This is a genomic window from Nocardioides sp. zg-1308, from assembly GCF_013155375.1.
Classification (GTDB): domain Bacteria; phylum Actinomycetota; class Actinomycetes; order Propionibacteriales; family Nocardioidaceae; genus Nocardioides; species Nocardioides renjunii.
The window spans coordinates 1,911,471-1,935,598 of the sequence record NZ_JABJQY010000002.1 but is presented as its reverse complement, the minus strand read 5'-3'; the positions used below and the strand labels follow the sequence as shown (position 1 = coordinate 1,935,598).

Annotated in this window: 24 protein-coding genes; 11 read left to right on the top strand and 13 right to left on the bottom strand. The window is 74.2% G+C overall.

The features are described 5' to 3' along the window. Positions 1-64: 64 nt before the first annotated feature. From HN031_RS11055 to HN031_RS11045, 3 genes are all read right to left on the bottom strand, one after another. Positions 65-1,324 carry an MFS transporter gene (locus HN031_RS11055; protein WP_172271618.1) on the bottom strand — a complete coding sequence of 420 codons (1,260 nt, stop codon included), beginning with the start codon at positions 1,322-1,324 and terminating at the stop codon, positions 65-67. A 54-nt stretch (positions 1,325-1,378) separates the two neighbouring features. Continuing rightward, positions 1,379-1,822, bottom strand: a complete 444-nt coding sequence (locus HN031_RS11050; RefSeq protein WP_253943052.1) for a MarR family winged helix-turn-helix transcriptional regulator — start codon at positions 1,820-1,822, stop codon at positions 1,379-1,381. A gap of 338 nt (positions 1,823-2,160) precedes the next feature. Further along, complete coding sequence (locus HN031_RS11045; RefSeq protein ID WP_172269833.1) at positions 2,161-3,639, bottom strand: NCS2 family permease; 1,479 nt, start codon at positions 3,637-3,639, stop codon at positions 2,161-2,163. 69 nt (positions 3,640-3,708) lie between these two features. On the opposite strand from HN031_RS11045, the gene HN031_RS11040 reads away from it, so the two are divergent. Continuing rightward, positions 3,709-3,996: a DUF2530 domain-containing protein gene (locus HN031_RS11040; RefSeq protein ID WP_322424904.1), complete on the top strand. Its 288-nt coding sequence runs from the start codon at positions 3,709-3,711 to the stop codon at positions 3,994-3,996. Further along, positions 3,993-4,592 carry a bifunctional 2-polyprenyl-6-hydroxyphenol methylase/3-demethylubiquinol 3-O-methyltransferase UbiG gene (locus HN031_RS11035; protein WP_172269831.1) on the top strand — a complete coding sequence of 200 codons (600 nt, stop codon included), beginning with the start codon at positions 3,993-3,995 and terminating at the stop codon, positions 4,590-4,592. The genes HN031_RS11040 and HN031_RS11035 overlap by 4 nt, the downstream gene beginning before the upstream one ends. Before the next feature lie 11 nt (positions 4,593-4,603). Here HN031_RS11035 and HN031_RS11030 read toward each other — a convergent pair whose 3' ends face one another. Beyond that, positions 4,604-5,395 carry a DUF3027 domain-containing protein gene (locus tag HN031_RS11030; protein WP_172271614.1) on the bottom strand — a complete coding sequence of 264 codons (792 nt, stop codon included), beginning with the start codon at positions 5,393-5,395 and terminating at the stop codon, positions 4,604-4,606. A 159-nt stretch (positions 5,396-5,554) separates the two neighbouring features. Between HN031_RS11030 and HN031_RS11025 the strand changes: the two genes are divergently transcribed. After that, on the top strand, positions 5,555-7,024 hold the full coding sequence (locus HN031_RS11025) for an MFS transporter (RefSeq protein ID WP_367650732.1): 1,470 nt from the start codon (positions 5,555-5,557) through the stop codon (positions 7,022-7,024). On the opposite strand, the gene HN031_RS11020 is transcribed toward HN031_RS11025, so the two are convergent. Beyond that, the gene (locus HN031_RS11020; RefSeq protein WP_172269829.1) at positions 7,021-7,416 is read right to left on the bottom strand and encodes a cold-shock protein; all 396 of its coding nucleotides are present in this window, start codon (positions 7,414-7,416) and stop codon (positions 7,021-7,023) included. The two genes, HN031_RS11025 and HN031_RS11020, sit on opposite strands and share 4 nt — an antisense overlap. 156 nt (positions 7,417-7,572) lie before the next feature. Between HN031_RS11020 and HN031_RS11015 the strand changes: the two genes are divergently transcribed. Further along, complete coding sequence (locus tag HN031_RS11015) at positions 7,573-9,729, top strand: S8 family serine peptidase (protein ID WP_172269827.1); 2,157 nt, start codon at positions 7,573-7,575, stop codon at positions 9,727-9,729. Between the two features lie 21 nt (positions 9,730-9,750). Here HN031_RS11015 and HN031_RS11010 read toward each other — a convergent pair whose 3' ends face one another. Genes HN031_RS11010 through HN031_RS11000 form a run of 3 tightly spaced genes read right to left on the bottom strand, consistent with a single transcriptional unit; the run spans position 9,751 to position 12,928 of the window. Then, positions 9,751-10,929, bottom strand: a complete 1,179-nt coding sequence (locus tag HN031_RS11010) for an RDD family protein (protein WP_172269825.1) — start codon at positions 10,927-10,929, stop codon at positions 9,751-9,753. Positions 10,930-10,940: 11 nt separating this feature from the next. Next, a complete protein-coding gene (locus HN031_RS11005) occupies positions 10,941-12,116 on the bottom strand; it encodes an FHA domain-containing protein (protein ID WP_172269823.1) in 1,176 nt (391 codons plus the stop codon). Beyond that, entirely contained in the window at positions 12,113-12,928 is an 816-nt protein-coding gene (locus HN031_RS11000) for a protein phosphatase 2C domain-containing protein (protein WP_172269821.1), read from the bottom strand. Before HN031_RS11000 ends, HN031_RS11005 begins: the two co-directional genes overlap by 4 nt. A 69-nt stretch (positions 12,929-12,997) precedes the next feature. Here HN031_RS11000 and HN031_RS10995 point away from each other — a divergent pair, with 69 nt between their 5' ends. The 4 genes from HN031_RS10995 (at position 12,998) to HN031_RS10980 (ending at position 17,907) form a co-directional block, all read left to right on the top strand. Then, positions 12,998-15,265, top strand: coding sequence for a helicase C-terminal domain-containing protein (locus tag HN031_RS10995; RefSeq protein WP_172269818.1), 2,268 nt, complete (start codon positions 12,998-13,000; stop codon positions 15,263-15,265). Positions 15,266-15,308: 43 nt separating this feature from the next. Further along, on the top strand, positions 15,309-15,836 hold the full coding sequence (locus HN031_RS10990; RefSeq protein ID WP_172269816.1) for a CGNR zinc finger domain-containing protein: 528 nt from the start codon (positions 15,309-15,311) through the stop codon (positions 15,834-15,836). A 47-nt stretch (positions 15,837-15,883) separates the two neighbouring features. Beyond that, on the top strand, positions 15,884-17,530 hold the full coding sequence (locus tag HN031_RS10985; RefSeq protein ID WP_172269814.1) for a DNA repair helicase XPB: 1,647 nt from the start codon (positions 15,884-15,886) through the stop codon (positions 17,528-17,530). A 65-nt stretch (positions 17,531-17,595) separates the two neighbouring features. Then, entirely contained in the window at positions 17,596-17,907 is a 312-nt protein-coding gene (locus tag HN031_RS10980; RefSeq protein WP_172269812.1) for a DUF1360 domain-containing protein, read from the top strand. A 25-nt stretch (positions 17,908-17,932) separates the two neighbouring features. On the opposite strand, the gene HN031_RS10975 is transcribed toward HN031_RS10980, so the two are convergent. Both HN031_RS10975 and HN031_RS10970 read right to left on the bottom strand, forming a co-directional pair. Next, the gene (locus tag HN031_RS10975; RefSeq protein ID WP_172269811.1) at positions 17,933-18,973 is read right to left on the bottom strand and encodes an NAD(P)-dependent alcohol dehydrogenase; all 1,041 of its coding nucleotides are present in this window, start codon (positions 18,971-18,973) and stop codon (positions 17,933-17,935) included. 53 nt (positions 18,974-19,026) lie between these two features. Next, positions 19,027-19,488, bottom strand: coding sequence for a MerR family transcriptional regulator (locus tag HN031_RS10970; protein ID WP_172269809.1), 462 nt, complete (start codon positions 19,486-19,488; stop codon positions 19,027-19,029). A gap of 124 nt (positions 19,489-19,612) precedes the next feature. On the opposite strand from HN031_RS10970, the gene HN031_RS10965 reads away from it, so the two are divergent. Both HN031_RS10965 and HN031_RS10960 read left to right on the top strand, forming a co-directional pair. After that, positions 19,613-20,482 (top strand): oxygenase MpaB family protein, encoded by an 870-nt coding sequence (locus HN031_RS10965; RefSeq protein WP_322921118.1) that lies wholly within the window; start codon positions 19,613-19,615, stop codon positions 20,480-20,482. After that, a complete protein-coding gene (locus HN031_RS10960; protein WP_172269805.1) occupies positions 20,479-21,057 on the top strand; it encodes a hypothetical protein in 579 nt (192 codons plus the stop codon). Before HN031_RS10965 ends, HN031_RS10960 begins: the two co-directional genes overlap by 4 nt. 23 nt (positions 21,058-21,080) lie before the next feature. Here the strand turns inward: HN031_RS10960 and HN031_RS10955 are convergent, their stop codons facing one another. Beyond that, complete coding sequence (locus HN031_RS10955) at positions 21,081-21,803, bottom strand: GntR family transcriptional regulator (RefSeq protein WP_172269803.1); 723 nt, start codon at positions 21,801-21,803, stop codon at positions 21,081-21,083. A gap of 166 nt (positions 21,804-21,969) precedes the next feature. Here HN031_RS10955 and HN031_RS10950 point away from each other — a divergent pair, with 166 nt between their 5' ends. Beyond that, complete coding sequence (locus tag HN031_RS10950) at positions 21,970-22,530, top strand: alpha-ketoglutarate-dependent dioxygenase AlkB (protein WP_253943369.1); 561 nt, start codon at positions 21,970-21,972, stop codon at positions 22,528-22,530. A gap of 24 nt (positions 22,531-22,554) precedes the next feature. On the opposite strand, the gene HN031_RS10945 is transcribed toward HN031_RS10950, so the two are convergent. Beyond that, positions 22,555-23,289 (bottom strand): SRPBCC domain-containing protein, encoded by a 735-nt coding sequence (locus tag HN031_RS10945; protein WP_172269799.1) that lies wholly within the window; start codon positions 23,287-23,289, stop codon positions 22,555-22,557. A 1-nt stretch (position 23,290) separates the two neighbouring features. Next, positions 23,291-24,127, bottom strand: a complete 837-nt coding sequence (locus HN031_RS22010; protein WP_216652485.1) for a xanthine dehydrogenase family protein subunit M — start codon at positions 24,125-24,127, stop codon at positions 23,291-23,293. Position 24,128: the final 1 nt, after the last annotated feature.

The following is a 24,128-nucleotide window of genomic DNA, read 5'->3' as shown; positions in this document are numbered from 1 at the left end:
ATGCGCATGGGTCTGGACGAGCCAGACACACAAGGAACGAGGCTACTCGGGCGCCACGGCAGGGTCAAAACGCCGCGGACGCCCTCTCCGCGGCCGGTCGGCCGGCCTCGACGACCCGCTCCCGACGCGCCCGTTCGAGCCTCAGGTACATGATCGCAGACAACGCAACCCCCGCGATCGTCATGAGCCCGCCGCCGATCAGCGTCCAGCGCGCGCCGTACTCCTGGCCGATCCAGCCGATGATGGGCGCGCCCACCGGGGTGCCGCCCATGAAGATCATCAGGTAGAGCGCCATCACCCGCCCGCGCACACCGGCGTCGGTGTGCAGCTGCATGTAGGTGTTGGCCGCGGTGATGAAGGTGAGCGCCGTGAGGCCGGTGACCGGCGCGAGCAGCGCGAAGGTCAGGTAGGACGGCATCAGCCCGGCCAGCACCACGGTCGTGCCGAAGGCCAGGGCGGAGCCGACGACCAGCCGGTGCCGGACCTGGGCGCGGCGGGCGGCCAGCAGCGCCCCCGTCAGCGAGCCGACGGCCAAGAAGGTGCCGAGCAGGCCGAACTCCTCGGGCCCCTTGCCGAAGACCTCGGTGGCCATCAGCGCCGAGGTGATCTGGAAGTTCAGGCCGAACGTGCCGGCGAAGAACACCATGCTCAGGACGAGGAGCAGGTCGGGGCGGGCCCGGACGTAGGCGACGCCCTCCTTGATGGCGCCGGGCCCCCGGTCGGCGGGCGCCGCGGCGTCGATGCGGCTGACGTCGAGGTGGCGCAGCGACCAGATCGGGGCGGCGTACGACACCGCGTTGAAGAGGATGACCCAGCCGGTCGCGGCCGCTCCCCCGCCGAACGCGGCGATGAGCACGCCGGCGAGGCCGGGGCCGACGAGGCGGGCGGCGTTGAAGCTGGCGGAGTTGAGGCCCACCGCGTTGGTGAGGTCACCGGGGTCGACGAGCTCGGACACGAAGGACTGGCGGGCCGGGGCGTCGAAGGCCGACGCGGCGCCGAGCAGGAGGGCCAGCAGGTAGACGTGCCAGACCTCGGCGGTGCCAGTGACGGCGAGGACGCCGAGCACGGCGGCGGGCAGCGCCATGCCGAGGTTGGTCAGCTGGAGCAGCCGCTGCTTGGGCATGCGGTCGGCGACGAGGCCGGCGATCGGGGTCAGCAGCAGGAACGGCAGGAACTGGAGCCCGGTCGTGATGCCCAGCGCCGTGGCGCCGGACCCGACGGCGAGCTCGAGCACCAACCAGTCCTGCGCGACGCGCTGCATCCAGGTGCCGGTGTTGGAGACGACACCGCCGGCGGCGTAGCGGCGGTAGTTGGCGTTGGCCAGGGAGCGGAAGGTGGGACTCGTGGTGACTCCTCAGTCGGTGGTGGGGTCAGCAGGTCAGTCGGTCATCGCGAGGCGGGCCAGGATCGGGGCCGCCTCGCGGAGGGTGGCGCGCTCGGCGGGGGTGAGCCGCGCGAGCTGCTGGGAGAGCCAGGCGTCACGACGCTGGCGGTCGGCCAGCACCGCCGCCCGGCCGGCGTCGGTGAGGGTGACGACGACCTGGCGGCCGTCGCTCTCGTGGGGCCGGCGCACGACGTAGCCGTCGGCCTCCAGGCAGTTGACCGTCCGGGTCATCGACGGCGGCTGCACGCGCTCGGCGCGGGCCAGCTCGCCGATGCTCTGGTCGCCGAGGCGGACCAGCAACCCGAGCACGACCATCTGCGGGATGCTCAGGTCGTTGTCGGGGTGCCGCTCGGAGACCAGTCGGCGGCGCAGGCGCATGACACCTGCGCGGAGCTCGGAGGCGAGCCCGGCGTCGGAGCGGAGGTCTCTGGTCGGCATGTCGTTAGCATAACTCATTACCTGTGCTAACTATTCCGGCGGTGGTGCGAGGCGGGGCCTGCCGCTCGGGGTGCGTCGGCTCTTCGGCTCGCGCCTCGTGGTGGCGGCACATCGCAGCGCGGGCGACGTACGGGGACGATCTGCCGCCACCCTGGGCGCCGCCTGACGGGTCGCCGGCGCACCCGGCCGTGGACATCTCGAGGCAGGTCCGAACTTCTGGGGGTGTGTACACCCCTGGAAGTTCCGGTTTCCCCGCATATGCGGGGAAACCACGGGGGCCGGCCCGCCGACTCCCTGGGCGGGGACTCCTGCACGACGACGACGGCCAGACCGAACCCTCAGGTGAGCCAGGAGGTGATCGGGTCGATCGCGAAGTAGACGACGAAGAGCGCCGCGACGAGCCACATGAGCGGGTGCACCTCGCGGGCCTTGCCGACCACGACCTTGATGAGGACGTACGCCAGGAAGCCGGCGCCGATGCCGACCGAGATGGAGTAGGTGAAGGGCATCAGCACGATCGTGAGGAACGCCGGGATGGCGATCTCGAGGTCGTCCCAGGCGATGCCCTTGACCTGCTGCATCATCAGGAAGCCGACCAGCACCAGCGCGGGGACCGCGGCCTCGGAGGGGATCGCCTCGACGATCGGCGCGAAGAAGGTGCTCAGCAGGAACAGCAGCCCGGTCACGACCGACGCCAGGCCCGTACGGGCGCCCTCGCCGACGCCGGAGGCGGACTCGATGTAGGAGGTGTTGGACGAGACGCCCGCGGCGCCACCGGCCATCGCGGCGACCGAGTCGACGATGAGGATGCGCTGGGCGTGGGGCGGGATCCCCTCCTCGTCGTTGAGCCCGGCCTCCGCGCCGATGGCGGTCATCGTGCCCATCGTGTCGAAGAAGTCGGCCAGCAGCAGCGTGAACGCGAGCAGCAGCGCGGCGAGCACGCCGACGGAGGAGAACGCCCCGAAGAGGGAGAACTCGCCGAGGGTGCCGAAGTCGGGCACGTCGACGACGCCGTTGAGCTCGGGGACGTTGAGCGACCAGTTGCCCGGGCCCTCCTCGGCCACCGAGCCGAGGTCGAGCACGGCCTGGATGACGAACGCGAGGACGGCGGTCGCGACGATGGAGATGAGGATCGCGCCGCGCACGTGGCGCACCCACAGCGCGATGATGAGGACGACGCCGACGGCGAAGACGAGGACCGGCCAGCCGGTGAGCGTGCCGCCGCTGCCGAGCTGCACCGGGACGGTCGTGAGGGCGGCGTCGGGGATCCGGGTGACGAAGCCCGCGTCGACGAAGCCGATGAGCGCGATGAAGAGGCCGATGCCGACCGAGATGGCGATCTTGAGCTGCTGCGGGACGGCGTGGAAGACGGCCTTGCGGAACCCGGTCAGCACCAGGACCAGGATGATGATGCCCTCGAGCACGATGAGCCCCATCGCGTCGGCCCACGTGGACCGGGTGGCGATCGCGTTGGCCACGAACGCGTTGAGGCCGAGCCCGGTGGCCAGCGCGAGCGGGAAGTTGGCGACCGACCCCATCAGGATCGTGAGCACGCCCGCCACCAGTGCCGTGCCGGCGGCGATCACCGGCAGGTTGGAGCCGTCGCCGGTGCCGCCGCCGAGGAAGGCGCCGGTCGAGTCCGGCACGAAGCCCAGGATGAGCGGGTTGAGCACGACGATGTAGGCCATCGTCAGGAAGGTCACGACACCCCCGCGCACCTCCCGGCCCACGGTGGACCCGCGCTCGGTGATCTCGAAGAACCCGTCGAGGCCCGTGGCCCTGGGGGACTGCTCTGCCGTCTTGGTCTCGTCGGTCACGGGACGGCAGTGTGGCAGAAGCGTGCTACGCCCGTGTTTCCGCCCGTGTCGCGCGTGTAGCGTGACCGCGTGGACCTGGGCGACGAGCAGCCGACGCAGCACGAGATCGGCAACCGCACCTACGTCGTCGCGCAGGTCGAGCCGCTCGACGTCGACGGGGTCCGCACCACCGAGGTCGGCACCGCGCTGTGGCTGCTGGCCTTCCTCGGCCTGCTCCCCTTCTGGGGCACGCTGCAGGACAACGGCCGGACGTGGTGGCTCTGGACCTGCCTGGCCGGCTTCGGCCTCGGGCTGTGCGGCCTGGAGTACTGCCGCCGCCGCCGCAAGGAGCGCGCGCTCCAGCAGGCCGGCCGATGAGCCCGACGCCCACCCGCTGGGAGCTGGCCGGCGAGGGCAACCGCGGCTACGGCGAGCACTTCGCCGAGCGGGTGGCGCGCGGCGACGACGTCGACGGCGAGGCCCGGCTGGCCGACGCCCTCGTGCCGCGGGGAGCGCGGATCCTCGACGTCGGCTCGGGCATGGGACGGGTCGCCGCCGCCCTGGCCGCGCGCGGGCACGACGTCGTCGCGACGGAGCCCGACCCGGAGCTGCGCGCGCAGTCGCAGGCGACGTACGCCGGTCTCGAGGTGCTCCCCCACGAGGCGCTGGCGCTCGACCCCGAGCAGGTCGGCGGCTTCGACCTCGTGGTCGTGGTCGGCAACGTGTTCATCTACCTCGGCGAGGGCACCGAGCGTGCGGTCCTGGCTCGGCTGCGCGACCTCCTGGCGCCCGGCGGCCGGGTGCTCGCCGGCTTCCACCTCAGCGCGGTGAAGACCGGGAGCCGGACCTACCCGCCGGACGAGTTCGTCGCCGACGTGGCCGCGGCCGGGCTCCGGGTGGTGCACCGGTTCGGCAGCTACGAGCTGCACGAGCCCAACGACGAGTACGCCGTCTGGGTGCTGGCGCGGGACTGAGCCCGCGCGCCTCAGAGCTGCTCGATCTCGTCGTCGGTGAGGGTGTCGAAGACGTGGTCCGGCATGGGCAGCGGCTGCTGCTTGCGCGCGAGCTTGACCTCGGAGTGCGCCCCGCAGCCGTGGTCGAAGGTGACCACCCGGCCGTCGTCGTTGGCGTTGCCGTTGGCGCAGACGCCGAACCGCTCGGAGAGCGAGCCGTTGAGGCGCACCAGGAAGCCGCACGACCAGCAGGTGTCCGGGGCGCTCTTCGCCAGGGGTGACTCGGGACCGCCGGGACCGGCGTACCAGCGCTCGGCGGCCATGTCGATGCCCTCGCGGCTCAGCGTGCGGACCCGACCGAGGCCGAGGTCCTCGGCCACGCGGCGCACCTGCGCCCGGGCGTCGCCGTCGAGCGGCGTGTCCAGCGGGTCGTCGCCGACGAGGTAGGTCGGCACCAGCCGCGCGTCCTCGTCCTCGACGGGGAGCAGGTCGCCGGGCGACAGGTCACCGGGCTGGAGGCGCTCCTTGTAGGGCACCCACGCGGGAGCGACGATCGCGTCGTCGCCGGGCAGCAGCACGACCTCGTTGACCGTGAGGTCCTTGCCGCGCTTGGCGCGGGTCAGGGTCACCAACCAGTACCAGCCCGGGTAGCCGGCGCTGAGGCACGCGAAGTGGTGGGTGACGAGGCGCTCGCCCTCGGCGTGCGCACCGAGGTGGTCGCCCACCTCGGACGCGTCGGCGAGCTCGAGCACGACACTGCGCGCCAGGTCGACGGCCTTGGCGAGGGTCGAGTCCGGCTTGCCGGCACGGGTGGGGAGAGCGATCACGTGGGCATTGTGGCAAACGCCCACCACTCCTGTCCTGCCGGGCCGCGTGCCGGAGCGTCGCGGACGTCCTCCCCCATCACCGCCTTCACGTCCTCGTCCGCGTCCTCCTCCGCGTCCTCCTCCGCGCTGTCGGGTCGGTACGCCAAGATGGTGCCCGTGACTTCCGACCGCCCCGACCCCGCCCCGGGGCCGCGTCGGGAGCAGTCCTCGCCGCCCCGCTCGGGAGCCGTACGCCGCTCGCTGTCGGGCGCCGCACGCGGGGTGCGGGCCGCCGGCCGGGGCGCGAAGGTGGCCGGGCGCGGAGCGGGCACGGCGGGCCAGTTCGCGGTGTCCCAGGCGCGTCGGGCCGCACGGGCCGAGGGAGCCGGTGACTCCGGGTTGTCCCGGCTGATCGAGCTGCACGCCTTCAACGCGGCCGGCGACGCCGCGGTGGCGATCTCGCTGGCCGGCACGCTGTTCTTCCAGGTGCCGACCGGCGAGGCACGCGGCCAGGTGGCGCTCTTCCTCGGCCTCACGATGCTGCCGTTCGCGATCGTGGCGCCCCTCATCGGCCCGTTCCTCGACCGGTTCAGCCACGGTCGTCGCTGGGCCGTCGGCGCGACGATGGCCACGCGCGGCTTCCTCTGCTGGGTCCTGGCGACCGCGGTCGTGACCGAGTCGGGCTGGCTGTTCCCCGCAGCGCTGGGCGTGCTGGTTGCGTCGAAGGCCTACGGCGTCACGCGCGCGGCCGCCGTGCCGCGGCTGCTGCCGCCTGACCTCACCCTGGTCAAGGCCAACGCCCGGGTTTCGCTCGCCGGCATCGTGGGGGCGGGCATCTCGGCGCCGCTGGCCTTCGTCGCCTCGACGTTCGGTCCCGAGTGGTCGCTGCGCTACGCGTTCGTCGTCTTCGTGCTCGCCACCATCTGGGCGATCCGCCTGCCCGAGAAGGTCGACGCCAGCCAGGGCGAGGGCGAGCTCACGCTGACGGGCGAGAGCGAGGACGCCGGCACCGGCCGGCGACCCCGCACCCGCATCCCCTCGGCCGTCGCCTTCGCCCTGCGCGCCAACTGCGGACCGCGGTGGCTGTCCGGCTTCCTGACGATGTTCATGGCGTTCCTCCTGCGCGACAACCCCATCGGCGACTACGCCCCCGAGCTCCTGCTCGCGCTGGTCATCGGCGCGGCCGGCTTCGGCAACACGCTCGGGATCGCCATCGGGTCGCTGCTCCAACGGCTCAACCCGTCGGTGACCGTCGTGCTGGCCCTGGTCGCCGACGCGGCGGTCGCCCTGCTGGCCGCGCTGTTCTACGGACTGCTCACCCTCGTGCTGCTCGGGCTGACCGCCGGCCTGGCGCAGTCGCTGGCCAAGCTGTCGCTCGACTCCACGATCCAGCGCGACGTGCCGAGCCGCATCCAGGCCAGCGCCTTCGCCCGCTCCGACACCACGCTGCAACTGGCGTGGGTGATCGGCGGCTTCATCGGCATCGCCATGCCGCTCATGCCCCAGCTCGGGCTCGGCATCGCCGCCGGCGTGCTGGGCCTGTGGGCGACCTTCGTCCTGGTCCGCCGACCGCAGCGGAGCGCACCGACGCCCGTGCGGCACGACGACGTACGCCCACCGACGGGCGCGGGCCAGGGACCGGGCTAGACCTCCAGCTCGTCTGCGAGGGCGCGCAACACCTTGGCGGTGCCCCGCGCGGCCGCGCGCTCGGGGTGTCGGCCGCGGCGGTAGGTCTCCTCGACGCCCTCGAGCATCTTGATGAGGTCCTCGACGATGGTGACCATCGCCTCGGGCTGCTTGCGCTGGGCGTTGCGCTGGTTGCGGCTGACCGAGGCGGGCGCGTCGAGCACGCGCACCTGCAGCGCCTGGTCGCCGCGGCGGCCCTGGGCGATGCCGAACTCGACCTTCGTGCCCGCCTTGAGCGTGGCGATCCCCTCGGGAAGCGCGTCGGAGTGGACGTAGACGTCCGGTCCGTCGTCCTGGGACAGGAAGCCGAAGCCCTTCTCCGCGTCGAACCACTTCACCTTGCCACTGGGCACGGTCCACTCCACTCAGCTCCGCCGGACGCGGCGTGGATCCACGCGCGCTGGCACAGAATAGGCGGCGCTCCCAGCGCCCGACCAACGGGTTCTGCCGTCCCGCGTTTGATCGGGGGGCGAGGCTGCTGGGACCATGCAAGACTCGTGGGACGACCGATGACCAGCAGACCAGCGGAGAGGACGGGCGCGGTGCCGGCACGACGGGTGGGACGGATGCTCGGGACCGGTGCGCTCGCGCTCGCGCTCGGTGTCCCCACCCTGGCCGCGGCGACCACCGCCCGTGCCGACGGCGCCCCGTCGGGCCCCGCCCCCGCGCAGCCGTTGACCCTCGTCACGCTCCAGGGCGCGGGCACCGCCGCCGGCCGCGCGGACGCACCGGAGCTCCTCGCCCGCCAGGACGCCGCCCTCGCCGCGATCGGGGCCGGCGAGCCCGTCTACCGCTGGACGACGGCCCTCAACGGGTTCGCGGCCCCGCTCACCGAGGAGCAGGTCGCCGTCCTCGACGACCAGCCGGGCATCGCCGCCATCGAGGCCGACACGGTGCGCCCGCTGGCGGCCCGCCCGGCCACGGCCGCCGTCGACGGCGCCGCGGCCAGCCCGAGGCTGCGCGGCGGCGCCGGCGTGGTCATCGGCGTCGTCGACTCCGGGATCGCCCCGCAGTCCCCCGCCTTCGCGGTGGTGCCCGGACTCGGCGCCGATCCGCAGGGGTTCGCGGGCTCGTGCGCCGAGGGTGAGGGCTGGACGGCCGAGGACTGCACGCGCAAGGTCGTGGGCGCCCGGTGGTTCGTCGACGGCTTCGGCGCGGACCGGGTCCGCTCGTCAGAGGCGCTGTCGCCCCTCGACGTCCTCGGCCACGGCACCCAGGTCTCGTCGGTCGCCGCCGGCAACGCCGGCGTGAGCGTGCGCGTCGACGGCCGTGACGCGGGCCGGTTCGGCGGCGTCGCGCCGCAGGCGCGCATCGCCGCCTACAAGGCGTGCTGGGGCGCACCCGACCCCGCTGACGACGGCTGCTCGACGGCCGACGTGGTCTCCGCCGTCGACGCCGCCGTCGCCGACGGTGTGGACGTGCTCACCCTGGCCCTCGCCGGCGGCGAGGGCGTCGACACGCTGCAGCGCGCCCTGCTCGGCGCCGCGGAGGCCGACGTCGTGGTGATGGGTGCCGCCGGCAGCGCCGCCGACGCGTCGTACGCCGCCCACGCGAGCCCGTGGGTCACCACGGTCGGCGCCGCCGTCGGGCGGATGTCGCGAGGTCGGATCACGGTGCCCGGCGGGCAGTCGTGGACCGGCGGTGGTCGGCCGGTCGACGTGCGCGGCCGGGCCGTCCGGGCCCAGGACGCTGCGGCGCCGGGTGTCCCCCGTCGCGTCGCCACCCAGTGCCGGCAGGGGGCGCTCGACTCCCGGCGGGTCGCCGACCGGATCGTCATCTGCCACCGCGGCGGGATCGGCCGCATCGACAAGTCCGAGTCCGTCGCCCAGGCCGGCGGACGAGCCATGGTGCTCGTCAACCAGCGCCCCGGCGGCGTGACGGCCGACTTCCACACCGTCCCGACGGTCCACCTCGCCGCCGACGCCGGTCGCCGGCTCAGCCAGTGGGTGGCGCGACACCCGGCCGCCCGGCTGCGGATGGCTCGGGTGGAGGGCGAGCCCGGCACCCGGCGCACCGCTCCCTGGAGCGCGCCGGGCGACCCGCGCGGTGCAGCGCTCAAGCCCGACGCCGTCGCCGACGGTGACGCCGTCCTCGGCGCGGTCCCCGACTCCCTAGGTCGCGGGTGGGGCGTCTTCAGCGGCAGCTCCGCCGCGACCGCCCACGCCAGCGGACTGGCGGCACTGGTGCTCGGCGAGGACCCGGACCGCTCCGCGGCGGTCGTGCGGTCCCTCGTCGTCACGTCCGCCCGGCCCGTCCCGGGCTCGTCCTCCCTCGAGCAGGGCTCGGGCGCCCTGCCGGGTCGCGCCCCCATCGCCCACCTCGCGCTCGACGTCGACCCCGCCGCGTGGCGCCGCGCGCTGCGCACCCACACCCTGGCCGACCTCAACACCAGCTCGCTGCTGCTGTCGGCCCGGCAGACCACGGCGGTCCGCCGGGTGACCAACATCGGCCGCCGCGCCGAGTACTTCTCGGTCACCGCCCGGGGCTTCACCTCGCACCGGGTGAGCGTCCGCCCCCTCGCCGTACGTCTCGCGCCGGGGCAGTCGGCGAGCTTCACCGTCACGGTCAGCGGGCCCCGCTCCCCCGGCCGCCTCGACGACGGCCAGCTCGTCTGGCTCGGCGCTCGGGGCGGGGTCACCCGGGTCCCGGTCGCGCTGACCCGCTAGGGCCTGCGGGCCGGGCGCTGGTCAGCGCTCGCGGGTGATGACCATCTCGCGGTCGCCGTAGACGACCTTGTCGCCGTCGACGAGCGCGGCCGGCTTGCCCGGGGCGAGCTGCCGCGACATGCCCTGGCGCACCAGGATCGTGCCGTTGGTCGAGCCGCGGTCCATCACGACGATCGTGCCGTCGCCGGCCGGACCGAACTGGGCATGGGTCTTGGACACCGACATGTCCGCGGACGCGAGCGGGATGAGGTGGGCGACCTGCTCGCCGCTGCGGGCCTCGGGACGACGGCCGACGAGCGCGAGGCCGGCGATGACGAAGCTCTCGCCGTTGTCGAAGTGCACCCGCCACCTCGCCGGGCCGGCAGGCACCCGGCCGGGCGGGCCCTGGGGGGACGGCGGCGCGGCGTGCTGCGGAGGCGCCTGCTGAGGGGGCGCCTGCTGCGGGGGGCTCTGCTGCGGGGGGCTCTGCTGCGGCGGTGCTGCCTGCGGCGGGGCCGCGTGGCGTGGGCCCGGCTGGTGCTGCGGCTGCGCCGGCGGCGGGGTCGAGCGGGGTGGAGCGGCCGGGGGGACGGCGCCCGCCGGGGGCGTCGTCACCTCGGCGGGGAGCGGCTGGCGGCGCACGGAGTGCTCCGACCTCTCGGGCGTGCGGACCGCCTCGACCGGCGGGGCGGGCACGAGCCGCATCGCGGTGAGGTTGACGATGTGGCGAGGGCCCTCGTCGGCCTCGGTGTCGGCGACCTCCGTCACCGGGCGTACGTCGACCACGACGGTGTGCGCCAGGTGGTCGTGCCAGCCGCGGCGCTGGCGGCTGCGGTCCTCGACCGCCGTCCAGGCCAGCGTGGCGAGGCCGAGGCCGAAGGTGGGCAGGCCGGCGACGCCGAGCACGAGCGAGCGCAGCAGGGCCGGGCCGACGCCGATGGGCGTCCCGGTGCCGTGGTGGACCACGCGGAGCCCGGACATCGCCTTGCCGGGCGAGGTGCCGCTGACGCCCAGGACGACGGCGAGCACCAGCCAGAGCAGCACCATGGCGCCGGCGACCGCGCCGACCACGGTCCACACGTCGTCGGACACGACGAGGTAGGTGACCACGCCGACCAGGGCGAGGAGCGACCAGGCGAGCAGCCGGTCGACGGCGAACGCGGTGAAGCGCCGCTCGAGCTGGGCGACCGGGTAGGTCGTGGGGTGGGGGTGCTGGGTCACGGCGGTGTCGCTCAGGGGTTGGTGACCTGGATCGTGACGCCGTCGCCGAGGTCGAGGACCGCGCCGGGGATCAGGCTCACCGCGATGCCGGGCTTGAGCTCCTCGGCGTCGAGGCCCGGCTGGGCCAGCACCGTGCCGTTGGTCGAGCCGAGGTCGGTCGCGATGGCCGACCCGTGGTCGGCGCCCGCGCCCGGGCGGATCTCGAGGTGGGTGGAGGAGATCTCCTGGTGCGGGCTCGGCACCGTCACGACGTGGGGCTGGTCGTGCGAGGCGAAGCGTCGCGCCTCGGGGGCACGCCCGACGAGCACCGTGCGGTCGACGGCGACGACGTCGCCGGTGGAGAAGACCAGCGACGCCACCGGGTCGGCGACCACCTCGGGGGCGATCTCCTGCCCGGGGATGGGCGGACGGTCGAATGCCGCGGCCGGTGGTCCGGCCTGGGTCTGGCCGTCGAGGTCGGGCCACTCCGGCTGCTCGGCCGGGACGGCTGGCGTCTCGCCGGTGGGCGTCGGGTCGTCCTCGGGCCGGCCGAAGGTGAGCGGTGGTGCCGCGACGGGCTCGGCCTCGGCGACGAAGGGCGCCGGGGCGGGAGCCTGCGCGGGGACGGGGGCGGCGACGGGCGCGAGGACCGGCGCGAGGACGGGCATGGCCTCGGTGGCCGGTCCGTCCTCGGCGGCCGGGGCGAGGTCGGACTGCTCGGCCGGAGCCTCGGACACGGCGGGGGCGGCCGGGGACGCGGGAGCGGCGGGCGCGCGGTGGGCCGGCTCACCGAACTCGACCACGGAGACGCGGGCGAGGCCGGGCGTGAGCACGTGGTCCGCGGGACCGTCGCCGGTGAGCGTCACGCGGAGGCTGGTCACGCCGGTGACCAGCCGCTCGGCCCAGGTCGTGCCCGCGGCCGCGGTGACGACGTCGTCGCCGGCCGTGGTCGAGACGGCGGCGGAGGGGGCGCCCCGCACGATGAGCCGGGTGGAGTCGTCGCTGTGGGCGACGAGCGCGAAGTGGTCGAGCGAGGAGAGGCCGCCGGCGAGCAGCGCGTCGAGGACGGCGTCGGCGTCGGCACCGGAGTCGGCGAGGTCCCACAGCCCGGCGACGCGGTCGCGCCGGCTGCCGGGCAGGAGCACCGTGACGCGCTCGCCCACGACGGCGTACCAGTCCCCCGTCGCGAACCTGGCCTCTGTGCTCACAGTCGTCCCCCCAGCTTGGATTCGAGACTCTCCAGCTGGCGCTGCGAGTCGTAGGTCGCGTCCTTCACCAATCCCACCACATCGACGACGACCGCCGTGGCGTTGTCACGACCTCCGGCCGCCACCGCGGCCCGCACCAGCTGGTCGGCCGCGTCGCGGGGGTCGGCGACGGACTCGAGGATCTGCTCGATCTCCTCGTCCTCGATCATCCCGGTCACGCCGTCGCTGCACAGCAGGAGTCGCTCGACCGAGCCGAGCGGCAGCAGGAAGAAGTCGGGGTCGATGCCCTCGGGACTGCCGAGGGCGCGGGTGATGACGTGCCGCTCGGGGTGGGTGGCGGCCTCCTCGGGGGTGATCCGGCCGGAGTCGACGAGCTCCTGCACCACGGAGTGGTCGACGCTGACCTGCTCGAGGCGGCCCTCGGTGATCCGGTAGATCCGTGAGTCGCCGAGGTTGGCCAGGAGCCACTTGGCCACGCCGTGGTCGTCGACCAGCACGGCCACGACGGCGGTGGTGCCGGCGTGCCAGCCGGGCTGGAGGGCCCGGTGGGCCTCTCCGTAGTCGACGATGCGCGCCTGGGCGCGGGCGAAGGCGGCGGCGACCTGCTCCGCGCCCCGCGCGGGGTCGTAGTCCTCGGCGAGGCGCTGGAACTCCTCGACCGCCATCTGGCTGGCGACGTCGCCGCCGGAGTGGCCGCCCATGCCGTCGGCGACGGCGAACACCGGAGGCGCCACGAGGAACGAGTCCTCGTTGACCTTGCGGACCAGCCCGACGTCGGTCGAGGCCCCGTGGTGCAGATCGACGTTCTTCATGCCCGGCCCTCTTCGCCCGTGTCGAGATGTGGGGGCGGTGGTGCCGACCCGGCGAGTAGCGTAAGAGGGATGTCCAGCCCAGCGTCGACGACACCCGCGCGCACGTTCGCCGACCAGCTCCGCAGCTGGTCGGACGAGCGGCTCCTCGCGCTGCTCAGGGCCCGTCCGGATCTCGCCACACCCGCCCCTCAGGATTCCTCACAGCTGGCCTCGCGGGCCGCCACTCGTTCGTCGATCCACCGCGCCCTGGACGGCCTGGACCGCCTGGAGCTCTCCGTGCTTGATGCCCTCCTCGTGGCGGGCCAAACCACCTCGGAGCAGCTGATCTCGATCGTCCACGCGGACCCGGCCCGGACGAGGGCCGCGCTGCAGCGGCTGCTCGACCTCGCCCTGGCCTGGGAGGGCTCCGGCGGGGTGCGGGCCCTGACCGCCGTGGCCGACGCGATGCGCGGCATGCCGGGGGTCACGAGCGGGCTCCGGCCGGCGAGTCCCGAGCCGGCGCCGCCGGCCGAGGTGGAGGCCCGCCTGGCCGAGCTGAGCCCGGCGGCCGCGGCGATGCTGCGCCACGTCGACGCGCACGGCGGCGAGGGCACGACGGGGTCGGCCCGGCGCACCGTGTCGCCCGACGAGGCCCGGTCGCCCGCCGAGGAGCTGATCAGCCGGCGGCTGCTGGTGCCGCGCGACGGCGACACGGTCGTGCTGCCCGGCGAGGTGGGGCTCGCGCTGCGCGGCGGCCGGACGACCGCCGATCCCGTCGACGACGTGCCAGCGCTGGCCAGCTCCACGCGCGACGCCGCGCTGGTCGCCCGCAGCGCGGCCGGCGCGGCCTTCGACGTCGTACGCCGGGTGGAGCTGCTGCTCGACGGCTGGGGGGTCGCGCCGCCGAGCGTGCTGCGCAGCGGCGGGCTCGCGGTCCGCGACCTCAAGTCGGTCGCCCGCGAGCTCCACGTCGACGAGGCCGGCGCGGCGCTCCTCGTGGAGGTCGCGCTGTCGGCCGGCCTGGTGGCCGAGGCCGCCGTCGCGGACGGGACGCCGTCCTGGCTGCCCACCGACGAGTTCGACGTGTGGTCGACGCTGCCCATCGCGGAGCGGTGGGCGCGGCTGGTGGGCGGGTGGCTCGACAGCAGCCGCGTCCCCTCCCTGGTCGGGTCCCGCGACGCCGCCGGCAAGTCGTGGAACGCTCTGGCGCCCGAGCTGTCGAGCGGGCTCGCAGAGGAGGCGCGGCGGCTGGCCCTGCGGGTCCTCGCCGAGGTCCCCGACGGCGAGGTGCTGGCGGCCGGCACCGGGATCGCCTCGCTCGTGCAGCGCGTCGGCTGGCTGCGGCCGCGCCGACCCGCGGTGTTCACCGACCTGGTGACCGCGGCGCTGACCGAGTCGGCGGCCCTCGGCGTCAGCGGCGCCGGCGCCCTCCCCCCGAGCGGCCGGCTCGTCGCGGAGGGGGACCTGGCCGGAGCCGCCGCCACGATCGCGCCCCACCTGCCACGGCCCGTCGACCACGTCCTGCTGCAGGCCGACCTCACCGCGGTGGCGCCCGGGCCGCTCGAGACGGAGGTCGCGCGCCGGCTGCACCTGCTCGCGGACGTCGAGTCGCGCGGCGGTGCCACCGTCTACCGGTTCACCTCCGGGTCGCTGCGGCGCGGCTTCGACGCCGGCTGGTCCGCCCTCGAGGTCCGCGACTTCCTGGCGTCGGTGTCCCAGACGCCGGTGCCGCAGCCGCTGGACTTCCTCGTCGACGACGTCGCCCGCACCTTCGGCAGTGTCCGGGTCGGCCACGCCGAGGCGTTCCTGCGCGCCGACGACGAGGCGGCGCTCGCCGCCCTCGTGCACGACGCGCGGGCACGGTCGCTGGGCCTGCGCCTGCTGGCGCCCACGGTCGCGATCGCCACCTCGCCCCTCGACGTGCTGCTGCCGCGGCTGCGCGAGCTCGGTGCCGCCCCGGTCGTCGAGGCGGCCGACGGGACCGTCCGGGTCAGCCGCCCGGACCTCCACCGCGCCCGCACCCGTCGGGGTCGGCGTCCGGCCGGTGCGGTCCACGCGCGGCAGGTCGCCCAGGCCCAGGCCGTGGCCACCGCGATCCGCGCCGGCGACCGGGCCGGGGCCTCGCGCCCCGCCACCACCGAGACCACCACGCCGTCGGGCGCCCTGGCCGCGCTGCGGGAGGCGATCGAGGCCGGCAGCACGGTGGTCATCGGCTACGTCGACAACCACGGCGCGACGGGCGAGCGCGTCGTGGACCCGCGCCGGCTCGACGGCGGCCGGCTCTCGGCCTTCGACCACCGCGCGGACGACGTACGCGAGTTCGCGGTGCACCGCATCACGGGCGTCCGTCGCGCCTAGGTCGATCGTTCGGCGCCTCCCGCCCGCTCCGTAGAGTGGTGGGATGGACTTCATCCGCTACGCCGAGCGCTCCGCCGCGCTCGTCAACGCCGAGCTGCCCGACGAGGCAGCCCTGCGTGAGCACCTCGCGGACCGGTCCTGGCTGCACCGCTCGCTGGTGCCGGCCGACGTGGCCTCGCTCCAGGACTTCCAGTCCCGGCTGCGACAGGTCTTCGAGGCCTCCGACGCCGACGACGTCCCCCTCGTGGTGAGCCTGCTCAACGACCTGCTGGCCGCGCACCCCGTCACCCCGATGATCTCCGACCACGACCCGGCCAACCTGCACATGCACGTGGCCAACAAGGCGGCGTCGGTGTCCGAGCTGCTCGTCGGCGAGGCCCTGATGGGGCTGGCCAACCTGGTCTGCGACCTCGGCGCGACCCGGCTCGGCACCTGCTCGGAGGTCCGCTGCGACCACGTCTTCGTCGACACCTCCCCCAACCAGTCGCGTCGCTACTGCTCCGACCGGTGCTCGTCGCGGGCCAACGTGGCCGCGTTCCGTGCCCGGCAGAAGGCCGCCTCGGCCAGCTGAGCGCGGACGCGGGCCCGTCGCCACAGGGTCGTCCGTAGGATTGGCGGGTGAACGACGGTCCCCTCATCGTCCAGTCGGACAAGACGCTCCTGCTCGAGGTCGACCACCCGTCGGCGGCCGAGGCTCGCAAGGCGATCGCGCCCTTCGCCGAGCTCGAGCGCTCGCCCGAGCACATCCACACCTACCGCCTGACGCCGCTGGGCCTGTGGAACGCCCGTGCCGCCGGCCACGACGCCGAGCAGGTCGTCGACGCCCTCCTGACCTGGTCGCGCTACGCCGTCCCGCACGCGCTGCTCGTCGACGTCGCCGAGACCATGGGCCGCTACGGCCGGCTGCGCCTGGAGAAGCACCCCGTGCACGGGCTCGTGCTGTCGTCGGTCGACCGCCCGGTCCTCGAGGAGGTGCTGCGCGCCAAGAAGGTCGCCGGCATGGTCGGCGCCCGCATCGACGACGACAGCGTCGCGGTGCACCCCAGCGAGCGCGGCAACCTCAAGCAGGCCCTGCTCAAGCTCGGCTGGCCGGCCGAGGACTTCGCCGGCTACGTCGACGGCGAGGCCCACGCGATCGACCTGGCCGAGGAGGGCTGGACCCTGCGCCCCTACCAGCGCGAGGCGGCCGAGTCGTTCTGGGACGGCGGCTCCGGCGTCGTCGTGCTGCCGTGCGGCGCCGGCAAGACGCTCGTGGGCGCCGCCTCGATGGCCCACGCGCAGGCCACGACCCTCATCCTCGTCACCAACACCGTCAGCGCCCGGCAGTGGAAGGACGAGCTCGTCGCGCGCACGTCGCTGACCGCCGACGAGATCGGCGAGTACTCCGGCGCCGTCAAGGAGATCCGCCCGGTCACGATCGCGACCTACCAGGTGCTGACGACCAAGCGGAAGGGCGTCTACCCGCACCTCGAGCTCCTCGACGCCCGCGACTGGGGCCTCATCGTCTACGACGAGGTGCACCTGCTGCCGGCGCCGATCTTCCGGATGACCGCCGACCTCCAGGCCCGCCGCCGGCTCGGGCTGACCGCCACCCTGGTCCGCGAGGACGGCCGCGAGGGCGAGGTCTTCTCGCTCATCGGGCCGAAGCGCTACGACGCGCCGTGGAAGGACATCGAGGCGCAGGGCTACATCGCCCCGGCCGACTGCGTGGAGGTGCGCGTCACCCTTCCGGACGGCGAGCGGCTGGCCTACGCCACCAGCGACCCCGACACCCGCTACCGGCTGGCCTCGTGCACGCACGCCAAGATCGACGTGGTGCGCGACCTCGTGCGCCAGCACGCCGGCCAGCCGACGCTGGTGATCGGGCAGTACATCGACCAGCTCGACGAGATCGCCGAGCTCCTCGACGCCCCGGTGATCAAGGGCGAGACCCCGGTCAAGGAGCGCCAGCGCCTCTTCAACGCCTTCCGCTCCGGCGAGGTCGGCCTGCTGGTGGTCAGCAAGGTGGCCAACTTCTCGATCGACCTGCCCTCGGCGGAGGTGGCCATCCAGGTGAGCGGCTCGTTCGGGTCACGCCAGGAGGAGGCGCAGCGGCTGGGCCGCCTCCTGCGTCCCAAGACCGAGGGGCGCAGCGCCCACTTCTACACGATCGTCTCGCGCGACACCGTCGACGCGGACTTTGCGCAGAACCGGCAGCGGTTCCTGGCCGAGCAGGGCTACGCCTACCGGATCATCGACGCGGGGGACCTGTCGGCCGACGCCTGATCGCGCGCGTGAGCGTCCGCCGACGGGGTACGGAAGCCTCCCGACGCGAGACAGGTGGTAGCACGATGAGGACGAAGGACCGGACCGAGGTGCCGCTGGCGCTCCTCGTCGACGGGCTGGCGACGTACCGCCTGGTGAAGCTGGTGCGCGACGACCGCATCACCGAGCCGGCGCGCGAGGCGGTCGAGGCCCGGCACGGCACCCCGGAGCAGTCGAAGATCACCTACCTCCTCAACTGCCCGTGGTGCCTGTCCATCTACGCCGGAGCCGCCCTGACGCTGGCCCGCCGACGCTGGCCGGTCGCCACCTCGCTCGTGGCCCGTCCCCTGGCCCTGTCGGCCCTCACGGGACTGGCCACGGTGCACCTCGAGCGCTGAGGCGACCGGCCTCGGTGCTCCGTCCTCAGCCCAGCGTGCTGGTGTCGATGACGAAGCGGTAGCGCACGTCGGAGGCCAGGACCCGCTCGTAGGCCTCGTTGACCTCGTCGGCGCGGATCACCTCGACCTCGGAGACGATGCCGTGCTCGGCGCAGAAGTCGAGCATCTCCTGGGTCAGCGCGATGCCGCCGATCATGGAGCCGGCGAACGAGCGGCGCCCGCTGATGAGCGCCATGGCGTTGACCGGCAGCGGCTCCGGCGGCGCCCCCACGTTGACGAGGGTGCCGTCGACGGCCAGCAGGCCGAGGTAGGCGTTGACGTCGACGGCTGCGCTGACGGTGTTGACGATGAGGTCGAAGCTCCCGGCGAGCGCGTCGAACGTGCCGGGGTCGGACGTCGCGAAGTAGTGGTCGGCACCGAGCCGGAGGCCGTCCTCCTGCTTCTTCAGCGACTGCGAGAGCACGGTGACCTCCGCGCCGAGGGCGTGGGCGATCTTCACGCCCATGTGGCCGAGGCCACCGAGACCGACGATCGCGACCTTCTTGCCCGCGCCCGCGCCCCAGCGGCGGAGCGGGGCGTACATCGTGATGCCGGCGCACAGCAGGGGTGCCGTCGCGGCCGGGTCCATCCCCTCGGGGACCGACAGCACGAAGTCGGCGTCGACGACGACGTGGGTGGAGTAGCCGCCCTGGGTGGTCGTGCCGTCGCGGTCGGTGGCGGCGTACGTCCCGACCATGCCGCGGGCGCAGTACTGCTCGTCGCCGCGCCGGCAGCTGTCGCACTCGCCGCACGAGCCGACCATGCAGCCGACGCCGACGCGGTCGCCGACGCGGTGCCGGGTCACCTCGGCGCCGACCTCGGTGACGCGGCCCACGATCTCGTGGCCCGGCACGACGGGGAAGGGCTGCGGTCCCCAGTCGCCGTTGACGGTGTGGATGTCGGAGTGGCAGATGCCGGCGTACTCGATCTCGATGAGCACGTCCCGGGCGCCGACGTCGCGGCGCTCGATGGTGGTCGCGGCGAGGGGCTCGCCGGCGGAGGGTGCTGCGTAGGCGTTGACGCGCATGCTGAAGTCTTCCGTTTCCTCGGGGGATGTGTGGATGTGGTCCGGGACCGGACCTAGTCGTGCGTGACCGAGCGCAGCTCCTCGGCGAGCGCGAGCGCCTCGGCCGAGAGCTGCCGGGTCCGGGACACGTCGCCGTCCTCCACCGAGCGCCAGTAGGCGATCTTGAGGTCGACGTAGCGACGGCGCAGGACCAGCCGCTCCGCCTCGACGGCGAGGTGGCGCTGCTGCTGCTCGAGCAGCTCGCGCTGGTCGGCCGCCGCGGAGGACCCGCGCCGGCCGTTGGCGACGTAGGCCCGCATGTCCCCCACCGACATGCCGGTGGCGGCCAGGCAGGCGACGGACATCAGCTGGTCGAGGTCGTCCTCGTCGTAGACGCGGTGTCCGCTGGTGGCGCCCCGGCTGACCGGCGCGATGACGCCGATCTGCTCGTAGTAGCGCAGCGTGCTCGCCGGCAGCCCGGTGAGGGCGGCCGCCTCCTTGATGGAACAGCTGCGGGGTGCAGCGCTCGTGGTCATGTCATCGACCGTAGGAACTTCGAGTACTCGAAGTCAAAGGTCGCCTCGGTCACACCGGCGCAGGGGGTCGACGGGCGGCGCCTCGTCGGCCAAGGTTTGTGGAGCCTTGGCTAGATTCGATCGTGTGACCCTCCGCGAGCGCATCGGCGCAGAGCTCTTCCGCAAGGTGGCCGGACCCGATGGCGACCGGGCGCGCGAGCGCGTGCACGGGACGCCCGGACCGCGGTGGTTCGCTCCCGACTCCCCCATCGCCCGGGTCCACGGCGACGCCTCCATGTTCGTCGGCGGCCTCCGCGCCCTCATGCTGCAGTCGCTGCACCCCGCCGCGATGCAGGGGGTGGCCGACCACTCCGGCTACAAGGGCGACATGTGGGGGCGGCTCGCGCAGGTCTCCACCTACCTCGCGATGACGACCTTCGGCACCGAGCGCGACGCGCTGCAGGTCATCCGCGCCGTGCAGCGCGCCCACGAGTCGGTCACCGGCACGATGCCCGACGGGACGCCGTACGCCGCCAACGACCCGCACCTGCTCGGCTGGGTCCACGTCGCGGAGATCGACAGCTTCCTCGCCGCCCACGACCGCTACGGACAGCGTCGGCTCGTGGGGCCCGAGCGCGACGAGTACGTCGCCCAGACCGGCGTCGCGGCCGGTCACCTCGGCGTCATCGACCCGCCGCAGACCGAGGACGAGCTGCGCCGGATGCTGGCGGCCTACGGCTCGGAGCTGCGCGGCACGCCGGCCGCCCACGACGCGATCCGGTTCCTGCTGCTGCACCCGGACCTCCCGCTGGCAGCGCGTCCCGGCTACCTGTCGCTGGCCACCGCCGCGATCGGCCTGCTGCCCACCGACGCGCGCCGCGAGCTGCGGCTGCCGCCGGTCCCGCCGGTGACCAACCGCGTGCTCGGCGCCGCCGCGACCCGCACCATCCGCTGGGCCATGTCGTCCGGGCACGAGCACGCCCGGACGCTCCAGCAGCAGACGGCCGGCGCATGAGCCTGGCCGACCGCTGGCCGCTCGGCGACCGGCACGACCTGCGCGACGAGCTGCTGGCCGCCTGGGACCGCGACGGCTACCACGACCTGCTCCACCTCACCGAGGTGCTCGACCGGCTCGAGGAGCTGTCTGCGGCCGGCGCCGCCTTCGACGAGGTCGTCGTCGGCCTCGCGGCGTGGTTCCACGACGCCGTCTACGACGGAGCCGACGACGACGAGGAGCGCTCGGCGCAGTGGGCCGAGTCCGCGCTGCCAGCAGCCTCCGCCGACGAGGTCGCGCGGCTGGTGCGGATGACGGTCCACCACCGCCCGGCCGACGACGACCCGGCGGGCTGCGCGCTGAGCGACGCCGACCTGGCCATCCTCGCCGCGCCGCGCGAGCGCTACGACGCCTACGTCGCTGGCGTCCGCGCCGACTTCGCCCACCTGCCGGACGACGAGTTCAGGGCCGGGCGGGCGGCGGTGCTCGGCGACCTCGCCGCCAATCCGCACCTCTTCCACACGCCGCAGGCCCGCGAGCTGTGGGAGTCGCCGGCGCGCGCCAACCTCGAGCGCGAGCTGTCCCAGCTGCGCTGAGGGCCGACCGGTCGGGCGAGGGCTCAGCGGTCGGCGAGCTGGAGGTAGACGGTGAACCGGTCGTGGCGGTAGCAGGTGCGCGAGACCTCGACGATGCGACCCTGCGAGACCGCCCGGCGGGCGTGGCGCAGCACCGGGTCGCCCTCGGCGATCTCGAGGACCGACGCCTCCTCCGCGCTGGCGCGGTCGGCGCTGATCGAGTCCTCGACCTCGGTGGGGCGCAGGCCGCGGGTGGCCAGCGCGTCGTAGAGGCTCGTCGGGGTGCCGTGCTGCAGGAAGCCCGGCAGCAGCACCTCGTTGAGGTAGGCGTCCTCCACGCAGACGACGGCCTGGTCGGCCCGGCGCAGGCGGCGCCAGTGGAGCACCGGGTCGCCCGGGGAGATGTCGAGCGCACGCGCGACCCCGGGGCCGGCCTGCTCGACGCGGGCGAGGAGGGTCTGGGACTCCGGCAGCATGCCCCGGCGGCGGATCTCCTCGGTGAAGGAGGTCAGTCGGCCGGCGGTCTTGGGCGGCTGCGCGACGAACGTGCCACGTCCGGGGATGCGCTCCAGGAGACCCTCGGCGACGAGCGCGTCGAGCGCCTGTCGTACGGTCATCCGTGCCACGCCGAAGCGAGCGACCAGCTCGCGCTCGGACGGGGCGGCCGAGCCCGGGGGCTGGGCCTCGATGAGGCTGCGGACGTGCTCACGGACCTGGACATGCTTGAGTGCCCGCTGTCGAGGCACGACGAGGTCCGCGTTGTCCATGCAGTCAGGCTAGGACTGGGCTGGACCAGAGTCACCTAATTGACGAAGTCTGTGGTAAACCCTTGATCGTTTCTTGACTCGAACGGATGTTCGATGATGGGCTACGATCATGGTCGTGGACTTCCAGACGTCCCTCTTCGCCGACGCGGCGACCGGTGCCACGGCGCTGGCGCCCGAGCGCCGCCGGCTCTCCCGCGGAGCCTGGGTCGACGTCCAGCGCAACTGGCTCGCCGAGCCCGACGCCGTCTTCGCCGCCCTGGTGGACCGCGTCCCGTGGCGCTCCGAGCGCCGCGAGATGTACGACAGCGTGGTCGAGGTGCCGCGGCTGGTCCACACCTACCTCGCCGACGACCCGCTCCCCCACACCGCCCTCACGCAGGCCCGCGCCGACCTCACCGCGCACTACCTGCCCGAGCTGCGGGAGCCGTTCGTGACGGCCGGATGCTGCTACTACCGCGACGGGCGCGACTCGGTGGCCTGGCACGGCGACACGATCGGCCGCGGCCGCACGGCCGACACCATGGTGGCCATCGTGAGCGTGGGCGACCCTCGCCGGCTGCTGCTGCGGCCACGCGGCGGCGGTGCCTCGATCGCGCTGACGATGGGTCACGGCGACCTCGTCGTGATGGGTGGCTCGTGCCAGCGCACCTGGGAGCACGCGGTGCCCAAGGTGGCCCACGCGGGCCCCCGCATCTCCGTGCAGTTCCGTCCGCTCAACGTCTTCTGAGCAGGCGTCCGGCAGCCCGGAGGCTCACCGCCGGCGCCTCCGGCGCCACCGGCGCATGAGGGCGACACCGACCACGACGGCGAACGCCTGCCTCCAGTACGACTTGGCCAGGACCGGGACGACCGCGCTCCCCAGGTCGAGCGCCTCGGGCTGCGACCTGACCGCGGCCGGGGGCGGTGGCGCCGGCGGGGCGACCGGCGGGGCGGCGACGGCCGGTCCGGTGGCCAGCGCGACCGTCGTCGCGTCCGGCTCCGGCGGCGGCTCGGCGGTCGTGGCGTCAGCGGGCGCGGCGGGCGCCGGGGCGGACGCGGGCTCGGGAGCGGCGAGCCGCTGCTCGAGGCACGCCACGAACTGGCCGAGCAGCTTGTCGGAAACGTCCTGCATCACGCCGCGGCCGAACTGCGCCGGCTTGCCGGTGACGGCCAGGTCGGTCTCCACCGAGACGTCGGTCGCCCCGGCGGCGTCGGTCATCGAGACGGTGACCTTCGCCCCCGCCGTGCCGTTGCCGCGCTTGTCCTTGCCCTTGGCGTCCACGACGAAGCGGTGCGCGTCGGGGTCCTTCTCGACGAACGTGCCGGAGCCGGTGTAGAGCAGGGCGATCGGGCCGAGCTTCACCTTGACCGAGCCGGCGAACGAGGACTCGTCGGCCTCGGTCACCACCGCCCCCGGGAAGCACTCCGCGACCGAGGCGATGTCGTTGAAGTGCGCCCAGGTCTCCTCGACGCCGATCGGGACGGTGAACCGGTGGGACAGCTCCACCTCAGGCCCCCGCGGCCCTGAGGACGGCTCGCGCCGTCAGCACCTGCGCGAGGTGGCGGCGGTAGTCGGCGGCACCGTTGAGGTCCGACGGCGGGTTCGTGCCCTCGACCGCCAGCTGCGCGGCCTCCCGCACGCCGTCCTCGGTGGCGGTCGCGCCGGCGAGCGCCGCCTCGGTCGCGCTCGCCCGCAGCGGTGTCGAGCCCATGTTGGTCAGGCCCACCCGCGCCTCGTCGATCGAGCCCCTGACGGTGGCGGCGACCGCGACGATCGGCCACTGGTGCGCGACCCGGACGAACTTCTCGTAGTGCGCGCCCCAGCCGGTGTGCTTGGGCACGCGCACCTCGGTGAGGATCTCGTCCTCGCCGATGGCGGTCTCGAACAGGTCCACGAAGAAGTCCGTGGCCTCCACCGTCCGCGTGCCGCCCGGTCCGGCGATGACGAACTGGGCGCCGAGCGCGAGCACGGGGGCCCCGAGGTCGCCGGCAGGGTCGGCGTGCGCCAGGGCGCCGCCGAAGGTGCCGCGGTGGCGGATCTGGGAGTCCGCGACCTCGGCGGCCGCCTTGGAGATCAGCAGCGCGTGCTCCTTGACCAGGTCGTGGTCGCGGACGTCGTGGTGGGTGGTCATCGCTCCGATCACGATGGCGTCCCCGTCGTCCCGGATCCCGCGGAGCGAGGAGATGCCACCGAGGTCGATGACCACCTCGGGCGCGTTGAGCCGCATCCGCAGCACGGGGAGCAGGCTCTGGCCGCCGGCCAGGATCTTCGCCTCGTCGCCGTGCTGGCCGAGCGCGGCGAGCGCCTCCTCGACCGAGGTGGGCGCGAGGTAGTCGAACTTCACC

What these genes read in the sequence shown, in the direction of transcription:
- HN031_RS11050 (WP_253943052.1), bottom strand. Translation starts at nt 1,822, where the DNA reads ATGCCGACCAGAGACCTCCGCTCCGACGCCGGGCTCGCCTCCGAGCTC.
- HN031_RS11035 (WP_172269831.1), top strand. Translation starts at nt 3,993, where the DNA reads ATGAGCCCGACGCCCACCCGCTGGGAGCTGGCCGGCGAGGGCAACCGC.
- HN031_RS11015 (WP_172269827.1), top strand. Translation starts at nt 7,573, where the DNA reads ATGACCAGCAGACCAGCGGAGAGGACGGGCGCGGTGCCGGCACGACGG.
- HN031_RS11000 (WP_172269821.1), bottom strand. Translation starts at nt 12,928, where the DNA reads ATGAAGAACGTCGATCTGCACCACGGGGCCTCGACCGACGTCGGGCTG.
- HN031_RS10995 (WP_172269818.1), top strand. Translation starts at nt 12,998, where the DNA reads ATGTCCAGCCCAGCGTCGACGACACCCGCGCGCACGTTCGCCGACCAG.
- HN031_RS10990 (WP_172269816.1), top strand. Translation starts at nt 15,309, where the DNA reads ATGGACTTCATCCGCTACGCCGAGCGCTCCGCCGCGCTCGTCAACGCC.
- HN031_RS10980 (WP_172269812.1), top strand. Translation starts at nt 17,596, where the DNA reads ATGAGGACGAAGGACCGGACCGAGGTGCCGCTGGCGCTCCTCGTCGAC.
- HN031_RS10975 (WP_172269811.1), bottom strand. Translation starts at nt 18,973, where the DNA reads ATGCGCGTCAACGCCTACGCAGCACCCTCCGCCGGCGAGCCCCTCGCC.
- HN031_RS10970 (WP_172269809.1), bottom strand. Translation starts at nt 19,488, where the DNA reads ATGACCACGAGCGCTGCACCCCGCAGCTGTTCCATCAAGGAGGCGGCC.
- HN031_RS10960 (WP_172269805.1), top strand. Translation starts at nt 20,479, where the DNA reads ATGAGCCTGGCCGACCGCTGGCCGCTCGGCGACCGGCACGACCTGCGC.
- HN031_RS10955 (WP_172269803.1), bottom strand. Translation starts at nt 21,803, where the DNA reads ATGGACAACGCGGACCTCGTCGTGCCTCGACAGCGGGCACTCAAGCAT.